General features: G+C 71.8%; 11 protein-coding genes. 6 read left to right on the top strand and 5 right to left on the bottom strand.

Annotated features, from left to right (window positions below; translation table 11 throughout):
- Window positions 1–99: 99 nt before the first annotated feature.
- Window positions 100–501, bottom strand: a complete 402-nt coding sequence (locus tag AB0C36_RS41295) for a rodlin (RefSeq protein ID WP_358364495.1) — start codon at window positions 499–501, stop codon at window positions 100–102.
- 332 nt (window positions 502–833) lie between these two features.
- On the opposite strand from AB0C36_RS41295, the gene AB0C36_RS41290 reads away from it, so the two are divergent.
- The 3 genes from AB0C36_RS41290 (at window position 834) to AB0C36_RS41280 (ending at window position 2,589) form a co-directional block, all read left to right on the top strand.
- Complete coding sequence (locus AB0C36_RS41290) at window positions 834–1,814, top strand: NADPH:quinone oxidoreductase family protein (RefSeq protein WP_358364492.1); 981 nt, start codon at window positions 834–836, stop codon at window positions 1,812–1,814.
- Between the two features lie 161 nt (window positions 1,815–1,975).
- Window positions 1,976–2,221, top strand: coding sequence for a hypothetical protein (locus tag AB0C36_RS41285; RefSeq protein WP_358364490.1), 246 nt, complete (start codon window positions 1,976–1,978; stop codon window positions 2,219–2,221).
- A 161-nt stretch (window positions 2,222–2,382) separates the two neighbouring features.
- Entirely contained in the window at window positions 2,383–2,589 is a 207-nt protein-coding gene (locus AB0C36_RS41280) for a hypothetical protein (protein ID WP_494410269.1), read from the top strand.
- Between the two features lie 102 nt (window positions 2,590–2,691).
- Here AB0C36_RS41280 and AB0C36_RS41275 read toward each other — a convergent pair whose 3' ends face one another.
- The 3 genes from AB0C36_RS41275 to AB0C36_RS41265 all read right to left on the bottom strand — a co-directional run bounded on the left by AB0C36_RS41275 (window position 2,692) and on the right by AB0C36_RS41265 (window position 4,804).
- Window positions 2,692–2,907: a dodecin gene (locus tag AB0C36_RS41275; RefSeq protein ID WP_358364487.1), complete on the bottom strand. Its 216-nt coding sequence runs from the start codon at window positions 2,905–2,907 to the stop codon at window positions 2,692–2,694.
- Between the two features lie 155 nt (window positions 2,908–3,062).
- Window positions 3,063–4,043: an LLM class flavin-dependent oxidoreductase gene (locus AB0C36_RS41270; RefSeq protein WP_358364484.1), complete on the bottom strand. Its 981-nt coding sequence runs from the start codon at window positions 4,041–4,043 to the stop codon at window positions 3,063–3,065.
- A 44-nt stretch (window positions 4,044–4,087) separates the two neighbouring features.
- The gene (locus AB0C36_RS41265; RefSeq protein ID WP_358364481.1) at window positions 4,088–4,804 is read right to left on the bottom strand and encodes a class I SAM-dependent methyltransferase; all 717 of its coding nucleotides are present in this window, start codon (window positions 4,802–4,804) and stop codon (window positions 4,088–4,090) included.
- Between the two features lie 70 nt (window positions 4,805–4,874).
- Between AB0C36_RS41265 and AB0C36_RS41260 the strand changes: the two genes are divergently transcribed.
- Window positions 4,875–5,402 carry a DUF2199 domain-containing protein gene (locus AB0C36_RS41260; RefSeq protein WP_358364478.1) on the top strand — a complete coding sequence of 176 codons (528 nt, stop codon included), beginning with the start codon at window positions 4,875–4,877 and terminating at the stop codon, window positions 5,400–5,402.
- A gap of 69 nt (window positions 5,403–5,471) precedes the next feature.
- Here the strand turns inward: AB0C36_RS41260 and AB0C36_RS41255 are convergent, their stop codons facing one another.
- Window positions 5,472–6,911: an MFS transporter gene (locus tag AB0C36_RS41255; RefSeq protein ID WP_358364476.1), complete on the bottom strand. Its 1,440-nt coding sequence runs from the start codon at window positions 6,909–6,911 to the stop codon at window positions 5,472–5,474.
- 139 nt (window positions 6,912–7,050) lie between these two features.
- On the opposite strand from AB0C36_RS41255, the gene AB0C36_RS41250 reads away from it, so the two are divergent.
- A complete protein-coding gene (locus AB0C36_RS41250) occupies window positions 7,051–7,938 on the top strand; it encodes a LysR family transcriptional regulator (RefSeq protein WP_358364474.1) in 888 nt (295 codons plus the stop codon).
- Between the two features lie 528 nt (window positions 7,939–8,466).
- Window positions 8,467–10,578: an elongation factor G gene (fusA, locus tag AB0C36_RS41245; RefSeq protein ID WP_358364471.1), complete on the top strand. Its 2,112-nt coding sequence runs from the start codon at window positions 8,467–8,469 to the stop codon at window positions 10,576–10,578.
- Window positions 10,579–10,637 lie beyond the last annotated feature (59 nt).

The raw sequence follows: 10,637 nt of genomic DNA, 5'->3' as shown, positions 1-10,637 counted from the left end.
CCGGCACCGCGCGGTGCCCGCTACCTCTGGTCAACCCCCGGCAGGGTCACGGGCCGGGGCGCGCGGGGTGGAGGAGTCCCGCGCGGGCAGCGGGGTCGGTCAGCCGTTCTCGGACAGAACGCTGGACAGGACGTTCGCCAGCGGGTCGTCGCCGGTCTGCTGCATCGCGTTCGGGCTGCAGACCTGCTGGACCTGGTCGGTCAGGACGTCCTGGACGCCGATGCCCGCACCGATGAGCGCGCCGACCGGGACGTTGACGTCGACCTTCTGGAGGCCGAAGCAGTTCACCACGCCTCCCTGCACGGCGCCCATGTTCGGGCTCAGGAAGCCGTGGCTGCTCGAGTTGCCGATGGCCTGAGCCGACTGGTTGCCGGCCTGGACGGCGGTGTTGCCGTCGTCGTTGCCGCCGGCCATGGCCGCCGGAGCGCCCACAGCGGTGAGGCCGAAGACCGACGCGGCCATGACCGCGGTAGCCGAAACACGCTGGAAGCTGTTCGCCATCAGAATTCCTTCGTACGTCGTTGCCTGGGAAGGCTGGGAAGGGAGTTGCTGTACCGCCGCGGCGACCTGTCCAACCCGGTGGACGGCGATTGGTTGCGCGGTTTCACTCTCTTGCCGCAGCGCACCCCGGGCGCGCGGTACCGGCGCGGTGCGCCGAACGGGTGGCCACCGCCGAACCGGCGCCCCATCCGAGTACGGGTGCGAACGCCGAACTTCCGGACGCCTGTGCGAGAGTGCCCGTGGTGCCCCGGTCGGTGCACGCCGGTCGCACCGGCGCAACGGGACCGGCGGCCCCGGAGGACGAACGGCGACAAACGTGGGGGAGTCACGCAATGCGCCAAGTGGTGTGCCGCAGCTTCGGTCCCGTCGACGACCTGCGCGTCGAGGAGGCCCCGGACCCGACACCCGGGCCCGGCCAGGTGCTCGTCGAGGTGCGCGCGAGCGCGGTCAGCTTCGTGGACGGCCTGCTCGTACGAGGCCTGTACCAGATCAAGCCGCCCCTGCCGTACGTGCCGGGCATGGCCGTCGCGGGCGTCGTCCGCGAACGCGGCGAGGGCGTCGACGCCCCGGCAGTCGGCACCCGCGTCGTGTGCGGCTCACCACGCCCCGGAGGCTACGTCTCGCACGCGCTGGTGCCCGCCGCCGCCTGCGCCCCGCTCCCGGACGCGGTCGGCTTCGAGACCGCCGCGAGCATGATCGAGAGCTACGCCACCGCGCTGTTCGCGCTGACCCGGCGTACCACGGTCGCCAAGGACGAGTGGGTCGTCGTGCTGGGCGCCGCGGGCGGCGTGGGCCTCGCCACCGTCGACGTCGCCCGAGGCCTGGGCGCCCGCGTCATCGCCGCCGCCTCCGGCCCCGCCAAACTCGACGCCGCCCGAGCGGCCGGCGCCGACGCCACCGTCAACTACGCCGACGAGGACCTCAAGTCCCGCATCCGCGAGATCACCGGTGGCGGCGCGGACATCGTCGTCGACCCCATCGGCGGCCCGTACGCGGCCCCCGCCCTGCGCGCCCTCGCTCCGCACGGCCGATACCTCGTGATCGGCTTCGCCGCCGGCGACATCCCGCAACTCCCCGCGAACCAGATCCTGCTCACCAACCGCACCGTCATCGGCGTCGACTGGGGCGACCACGCCCGCCGCAACCCCGGCGAACTCCCCGCCATGCTCACCGAGATCATTCGCGGCACCGCCGAAGGCCGCCTCAACCCGGTCACCCCCACCGCCTACCCCCTCGACCAGGCCCCCGAAGCCCTCACCGCCCTCGCCGAACGCCGAGTCGTAGGCAAACTCGTCCTGGTCCCCGACGCGTGACCCCGAACGAGGGAGGCATCAGGCCGGAGGTCCGAAGGCTCGTCGCCATGGGGCCGCTGCCGCCCGAGTCGGACACCTCCGCCGCGGCCGGGGAGACCCTGGACCGGATGTGTGCCGCGTTGGATGCGATCGACAGGCCCGTCACCGTCTAGGAAGCCCAGTTGCTGATCGGCAGTTTCGGCGCGGACAGCAGCTTCGGCGTGGCCTGGTCGCTCCTGCACCTGATCGAGACGGCGCCGATGCCGGTCGTCGCCGCGGAGCCGCCGGCCGGCGCCAACGAGTGGCTGGCCCGCTTGTGGCTGCGCTACGACAACCGGCTGGCCGACCAGGCCGCCGCCACCCCCGGGGGCGAACCCTTCCCCCGCTGCGGAGCCCCACGCCCGGCGTCCGACACCCCGCCCGAATGACGACAAGAGGCCTTCAACCCCTGCGCCTGCCGGGCGTCCACGTATTTCCGGACCGTCTACGGCAGACGCGGCGGCAGCGGAATTTCTTCGGCAGTGTGGCGGACTGAGCTTTCCGCAGGTGGGGTTGGTCGGATTTCTCACGGACGCGTGAGGAGTTCGCGTTGGACCCGCTCAGGAGCGTGGTCGAAGAGGGAAGGTTCGTCGACTGGGACGCATTGATCGGGCAGCACTTCGTACCGATCGGCGACCATGCGCGCGGGCGGGAGTTCCTTGGTCTCGACGCGACGGGAGAGATGTACGTCGCGGCGGATTGGGTGGGCCGACTGGGTGCCGGGATTTACGGGCCCGAGAGTGTGCTACTGGGCTAGACACCAGCCGTGATTCATCCGAGCTCTCCGCCGTTGGACTGAGTTGCCGCCAGTCGAGTGGACCGTTCGCCGCGGCGGAAGCCTATCTTTGGGCCCACTTGGTCAGTCGGTTTCGTCAAGGCGGAAGCCCACTTTCAGGCCTACTTGGTAATGCTCTACCTGGCCGTCGGTGATTTGGCCTCGGATTTGAGTCACCTCGAACCAGTCGAGGTTGTGGAGGGTTTTGGCGGCCCGGGTGATGGCGTTGGTGATGGCGGCGTCGATGCCTTCGTGGGACGAGCCGACGATCTCGGTGACGCGGTAGGTGTGGTTGGACATGCGGGGGCTCCTCGGTCCCGGGGGCGGGCGTGTCCTTCCACGGTGGCGCAGGTTGGGGTGGCGCGCGCGGGGAAAGCGGCGCTCAGCCCCGTCCCGCCGCGCCCGTCCCGGGTGCGCGGTTAAGGGACGGACGGGCGGCGTGCGACGGCTGGGGGTCAGGCGTCGCGGAGGAGGGGGGCCAGGTCGGTGCAGAGGGTGGTCACGTGGGTGCGGGCCATGGACTCCGGCATGCCGCCCAGGTCGGCGAAGAACCATACGGTCTCGACGGGGGAGCCGGCGAGGTAGGCGCGGATGTCGGCCGCGGCCTGCTCGGGGGTGGCGTGCAGGAAGTGCGCGGGGGCGGCACTGACGCCGCGGGCGCGCCAGCGGTCGGGGTTGACGGGCTTGGGGGCCGGGGCGCCGGTGCCTTCGACCGCGTGGCGGTGGTAGCTGTCCCACTGGCGGGCGAGGGCGGTGGAGACCTCGGGCCAGTCGCGCTCGGGGTCGTGGGTGATCCAGCCGTTCAGGAGGCCGGCCATGCGGGCGGACGCCGGGTCGTGGCCGCCCTCGGCGAGGCCGGCGCGGTAGGGCTCGGCGAGGTCCGGGTTGGCGCAGAGGAGGGACTCGCCGAGGAGGCCGGCGCGGCGGGCACCCTGGGGGCCCTGGTAGCCCAGCCAGATGCGGGGGCGGGCCTGGACCGGGGGCGGGGTGACGGCGCCGGTGTCCCAGAGGTGGCGGATGTCGCGGGCGCGGGCGTCGGTGGCGGAGTAGCGGGTGCGGTACGCGTCGTCCGCGTCGAAGAGGGCGTACTCCGGTATGCGGTAGCCGGTGCCGAGGCCGAGTTCGAGGCGGCCGCCGCTGACGAGGTCGACAATCGCGGCCTCCTCGGCGAGGTGGGCCGCGTGGCGGAGGGGTGCGATGGTGACGCCGGTACCGATGCGGGCGTTGCGGGTACGGGCGGCGACGGCCGCGGCCATGGTCAGCGGCTGCGGGAGGTACCCGTCTTCGAAGCGGTGGTGCTCGGTGAGCCAGATCGAGTGGACGCCGAGGCGGTCGGCCTCCTCGCACAGTTCGAGGGTGAAGGCGTAGAGGTCCGCCCAATTGCGGCGGGCCGGCTCCGGGTTGCGCAGGTCGAAATAGATTCCGACGTTGACCATGGTGCGTCGCTCTTTTCCGTGTGTCCGTGCCGACCCGTGCCCTGTCATGCGGGCCGACGGTAGACACCTTGCCAGCGCCGCCAATCGCCCGGACGACCGGTGGCGATGTCGGTGTCGTCGAGGGTCAGAGGGAGGACGGGCTCGTACGCCGCCAGGAGGCCAGTCAGGGCCGCCGACGTGAAGAAGTGGGACAGGAGCGGCGGCATGCCGTCCTCGGGGAGGTAGCGGCGCGTCACGGACCCGTCGTCGTACTCCGCGGCGACCTCGGACGGGCGGCCGGGAGTGGTGCCCACCGCGTTGACCCGGATGCAGAACAGGCCGCCCGGCGCGACGACTTCGAGTGCGGCGCGGATGTGCGCGTACGCGGTGTCGCGGTCGCCGTGGTGGAACACGTTGAGGCCGATGACGACCGGGAAGGTCTCCCCGGCGGGCAGCACGGACAGGTCGCCGTGCACCAGGCGCGCGTAGTGCCCGGGTGCGCGCTTTCGGATCGCGGCGAGGCCGACCGTCGAGATGTCCAGGCCGACGAGGTCCAGGCCGCCTTCGACAAGCGGGAAGTAGTTGCGGCCGTTGCCGACGCCGATGTAGATCCCGGGGCCGGGCAGCAGGCCGTGCGCCCATGCCGCGCCCAGGATGTCGGTGACGAAAGGGTCCGGCGGCAGGTCGGCGAAGCGGTCCTGCGCATACTCGTGATCCCAGAACGCGGCCGCCATCTGCCGCTGCCGGTCTTCGAGCGCCTTGTCGTTTTCGTTGTGCTTCATACCGTGTGCTCCGTACCTTTGTCGCCCGGGACTGCCCGAACGAGTGACGATACGGGCCTAGGGTGGCGACATGGCGAACGAGCTGAGCTTCCAGTGCGAGGTCTGCGGCGAGCCGCACGAAGCACCGCTGGTGCACCGTTTCGAGGCTCCGGACGAGTGGTCGGGGGCCATGGCCGCCCACGAGATGGCCAGCTACCTCAGTTTGTGGGGCTGCGAGATCGAGGGTGTGGGGGACTTCCTGCGCGGTTCGATCGAGATCCCCGTCCCGTCGCTGGACGAGGTGTTCACGTGGGACGTGTGGGTGCAGACGTACCGGGTCCCGACCTGGGGGCCGACCATCTCGGGCGACGCCGTGCTGGCGAACCGGCTGCCGTACGACCCCTGGACCAAGGAGCCGCCGGTCTCGATCCGCCGGCGTTCCGGACAGGCCGCGCTGTTCACCCCGGTCGACCCCGCGCACCCCCTCGCCGTCGAGCAGCGCCGCGGCATGACGCCCGCGCGGGTCTGCGAGATCGCCCGCCTCGCGGTGTCGCGTCCGCCGGACACCTTCGGCTGGCTCCTGGAGTCCTGGCACGACCAGTACCACGGGCAACGCTGACACGGGAGTTCGGTGTGCCGGTCCCCCGGCGTGCCCGAACTCCCGTGTCCGTCCCCGCGCCCGCGCCGCTCAGCGGCGGCGCAGCAGCACGAGCGCGGACAGCGCGCCGAGCAGGCCGATCGCGGCCGCGGTGGCGATGCCCGCCCGGTAGCCGTCGACGAGTCCGGCGGTCCCGGGCCCCGTCGCCGCCGCCGCGACGGTCGCGAGTACGGCGGTGCCCAGACCCGAACCGATCTGCTGCGCGGTGATGTTCACCGCCCCCGCGACGCCGTGGCGCTCGGGGTCGACGCCGGTGAGGGCCGCCGACATCATCGCGGCGAACGTGAGCGTCTGGCCGAAGGACATCACGACCAAGCCGGGCAGCAGCACCGTGAAGTAGTTCGTGTCGGTGCCCATCAGCAGCCAGGTGGACAGTCCGCCCGCCATGACGGTGAAGCCGAGGGCCAGCGTCGCGCGCTGCCCGATGCGGGCGATCAGTGCGGCCGCGACCGCGGTGGTGGCCGCGACGGTGGCGCCCATCGGGGCGATGGCGAGGCCGCTCATGAGCGGGCTGTAGCCGCGCACGCCCTGAAGGTACAGCGGTGCGAAGAACAGCATCCCTACGAGGGTGGTGTAGAAGACGACGCCGGAGACGGTCGCGGCGCGCACGGTGGGGATGCGCAGCAGCCCGAGGGGCAACAGCGGTTGCGCCGCCAGGTGTTCGCGGGCCACGAAGCCCACAAGCAGGACCACTGCGACGGCGACCGGCACGAGCACCTTCGCCGCCGTGAACGACGCGTGCTCGGCCTGGCCGACCCCGTACACGAGTGCCATGAGACCGCCCGTGATCAGCGTCGCGCCGGGGATGTCGAGACTGCCCCGCGTACGCTCCGCGTCGCGCGGCAGCACCTTGGCGCCCACGACCGCGACAACTGACGCGATGACGAGCAGCGCGAGGAACGGCGCCCGCCAGCCCGCGGCCGAGGTCATGACCCCGCCGAACACCAGTGCCGCGGAAAAGCTGGAGGCACTGACCGCCACGTAGATGCCCATAGCGGTGGCACGTTCGCGGGCGTCGGTGAAGATCGACGCGATGAGCGCCAGAGCCGGAGGTCCGCTCAGCGCCGCGCCGACTCCCTGGAGTCCGCGGCCGGCGATGAGAACCGCCCCGGTGGGGGCGAATGCGGACGCCGCCGCGCCGGCCGCGTAGACGGTGACTCCGGCGAGCAGCATCCGGCGGCGCCCCAGGACGTCCGCGGCCCGTCCGCCGAACAGCAGGAAGCCGGCGAATGTCAGGGCGTACACCGTCATGACCCAGGGCACCAGCGTCGGGCCCAGGCCGAGCGACCGGTCGATGTCGGGTAGCGCGGTGTTGGCGACCGCGAATCCGGCCGAGTCCAGGGCGTTGACGGCGGACACCACGGCGAGCGCCACCCAGCGGGCCCGCCGCGGAGCGGAGGTCACCGCGACCGCGGGGGCAACGGCGGTCTTCGTCGTGGAGGTCTCGCGCAGCACGGTGTCGACAGACATGAGGGGGAGCCCTTCGGAAAATCCCCGATGCGTTCGTCGGGGCTGGTACGACCTTCGCCGCACGGCCGGGCCCGGGTCCAAGACCGGCTCCCGAACAGTCGATAGACCGCGTCTATGACCGCAGGTAGCGTGGGGTTCCATGGACCTCAGGGAGCTGCGCTACTTCGCCGCGGTGGCCGAGACGAAGCATGTCGGACGGGCCGCCGAGACGCTCTTCATCAGCCAGCCGTCGCTGAGCCACGCGATCCGGCAGCTCGAGCGCGAGCTCGGGGTCACGCTCTTCACGCGCCATTCGCGCGGCATGGAGCCGACCGACGCGGGCCGGGACCTGCTGCCCTACGCACGCCGCACGCTCCGGGCCGCCGACCAGTTCGCCGAGGTCGCGCGCAGCCACGCGACCGGCGACGCCGGGCGCCTGCGCCTCGGCTTCCAGGCCAGCGGGGCGGGCACGCTCGGGCCGCGCATCCGCGCCCGCTTCGCCGAACTGCGGCCGGGTGTCGAGCTCGAGCTCAAGCGCTACAACTGGGGCAGCGAGGTGCCGGCGCTGCGTGCGGGCGAAGTCGACGCGGCGTACGTCTGGCAGCCCAACGACCTCACCGGCCTCGCATCACTGCGACTCGCGGAGGAGCAACGGGTGATCGCCCTGCCCGTGGACCATCCGCTGGCCGGGGAACCGGAACTGACTTTGGGTCAGATCCGCGACGTGCCACTTGCCTGGACGCGGCAGGCCCCTCGTGAGTGGGTCCGCTGGTGGGCGGTGGACCCGCGTCCGGACGGAAGCGAGGTGCGTTGGGGCGCGGAGAACCACAACGCCGAGGAGATGTTGGAGAACGTCGCCTCGGGACAGGGCGCGTCGATCGCCCCGGAGTCGATGGCGGCCTTCTACGCCCGGCCCGACATCGTGTGGGTGCGTCTCGCCGACACCGAGCCGCTGCGCATCGACCTGGCGTGGGACCCGGCGTCGTCGGGGCCGGTCGTCGACGCCTTCGTGGCCTCGGCGCGCGACGTCGTCGCCGGACGGGCGTGACCGGTACGGCCCGCTCCGCGCGGTCGGAAAACCAGGTGACGGCGACGCTTCCGGCGATCTACGTTGACCCCATGCGCGCGACCATCACCACACGGAGTGACAGGCGGTGCCGAATTGTCGGCACGCGCCCCCGTGTCGCGCACGTCTCCACAAACAGGGAGCCGTGGAAGGGCCGTTGGCCCGATCGCGCCGGGTCGTGACGACTCACACCGGAGCATGACACCGACCGCGACCGTGACCACGGTCTCGGTTCGCGCTACCCGCTCCGGGAGTTCACGCCGACCGCGGCCTTGACCCCGCTCCTGGTACGCAATTCCGCGCGCCCACGGCGTTCTCACGTGTCGTCAGCGACCCGACGTACCGACTCCTGAAGCCCCCAGGACAGCACGGGCGTTGCCCGCTGCCCTCGGGCGCATTCCCATCCCCGGCCACGTGCCGTCCTTCGGCATGCCCGCGCGGGGCCGAACCCTCGGGACGGGCTTCCGCCTGCCCGAAAACACCCCATCTCACCTGGAGAAGAGCACAGTCATGACCACCACCGTCCGCAGCCTCGCGACCGTCCGCAACATCGGCATCATGGCCCACATCGACGCGGGCAAGACCACCACCACCGAGCGGATCCTGTTCTACACCGGCGTCTCCCACAAGGCGGGCGAGGTGCACGACGGGACGACCGCGATGGACTGGATGATCCAGGAGCGCGAACGCGGCATCACCATCACCTCCGCGGCGACCACCTGTCACTGGCAGCTCGACGGCGTCGAGCACCGCGTCAACATCATCGACACACCCGGCCACGTCGACTTCACCGTCGAAGTGGAACGCTGCCTCCGCGTCCTCGACGGCGCGGTGGCGGTGTTCGACGCCGTGGCGGGCGTCGAGCCGCAGTCCGAGGCGGTATGGCGGCAGGCGGACCGGTACCGCGTGCCGCGCATCTGCTTCGTCAACAAACTCGACCGGGCGGGCGCCGACTTCGCGCGCTGTGTGGAGATGATCCGCACGCACCTGGGCGCCGTGCCGCTCGTCGTGCAACTCCCGATCGGTGCGGAGGCGGGCTTCCGCGGCGTCGTCGACCTCATCGGCCGACGCGCGGTGCTGTGGCCGGTCGACGCCGAACTCGGTTCGGCGTACGACGTGGTGGACATCCCCGCCACCCACGCCGGGGCGGCCGCCGAGTGGCGTACGCGCCTGCTGGAGGCCGTCGCCGAGCACGACGCGCTCTTCCTGGAGCAGTACTTGGGAGGTGGGGGCGAGCCCACGGAGCGGCAGATCCACGAGGCGGTACGCCGCGTCACCATCGCGTCCGGTACCGGAGACGGCCCGGTCGTGACCCCGGTGCTGTGCGGAACGGCCTTCAAGAACAAGGGAGTCCAACCGCTGCTCGATGGCATCGTGCGCTATCTCCCGTCGCCGCTCGACATCGGCGCGGTCGAAGGCGAGGCACCCGACGGAACCGCCGTCGTACGCCTCCCCTCGGACGACGAGCCTTTCTCCGCCCTCGCGTTCAAGGTCGCCACCGACCGGCACCTGGGCAAGCTGAGCTTCCTGCGCATCTACTCGGGACACGTCGAAACGGGCGGCACGGTACGCAACACCGTGCGCGACAAGAAGGAACGCATCGGCAAGCTCTACCGCGTGCACGCCGACAAGAGGGAGGAGATCACTTCGGCGGCCGCCGGCGACATCGTCGTCGTCCAAGGGCTGCGCCACACCGTCACCGGCGAGACCCTGTGCGACCCCGCGCACCCGGTGGTCCTGGAGTCCATGGACTTCCCGGCCCCGGTCATCGAAATGGCCATCGAGCCCGTATCGAAGGCGGACGCCGACAAGTTGGCGCTCGCCATCCAGCGGCTGGCCGAGGAGGACCCGTCCTTCCGCGCCGAGACCGACCGCGAGACCGGCCAGACCGTGGTGTCGGGCATGGGCGAACTGCACCTGGAGGTGCTGGTCGACCGCATGCGGCGGGAGTTCGACGTCGCGGCGAACGTCGGCCGGCCGCGCGTCGCGTACCGCGAGACGCTGCTCGCGGCCGTGCCGGGGCACGACTTCACGTACCGCAAGCAGAACGGCGGAAAGGGCCACTACGCCCGGATCCGCATCGCCGTCGAACCCTGGGAAGGAGGGCACTACGAGTTCGTCAGCAAGGTCGTCGGCGGCCGCGTGCCGCGTGAGTTCGTCCCGTCGGTCGACGAGGGCTGCCAGGCCGCCCTGGACGCGGGCGTGCTCGCGGGCTATCCGCTGACCGGCGTACGGGTGACGCTGCTGGACGGCGACTTCCACGTGGTCGACTCGTCCGAGGGCGCCTTCCGCATCGCGGGGACGACGGCCTTCCAGGAGGCGGCCCGGCTCGCGAGCCCCGTGCTGCTGGAGCCGGTCATGGCCGTCGAGGTCACCACGCCGTCCGACCACCTGGGCGACGTGATCGGCGACCTCAACGCCCGGCGCGGGCAGGTCAAGGCGATCGGCGAGCGCTCCGGCGCGAGTGTGGTGACCGCGCACGTGCCGCTCGCCGAGATGTTCGGGTACGTCGGCGACCTGCGCGGCCGGACGTCCGGCCGCGCGGCGTTCACGATGCGGTTCGCCGCGTACGCCCAGGTGCCGCGCTCGATCGCCGAGGTGGTGACCGGCGGACGCACCTGACGGCCGAGGGCAGGCAGCGGGGGCGGGGGCCCGGCGCGCCCAACGCGGGGGGGGCCCCC

It is taken from the genome of Streptodolium elevatio, from assembly GCF_040649515.1.
Lineage (GTDB): Bacteria > Actinomycetota > Actinomycetes > Streptomycetales > Streptomycetaceae > Yinghuangia > Yinghuangia elevatio.
This window is presented reverse-complemented; position numbering and strand designations above follow the sequence as displayed.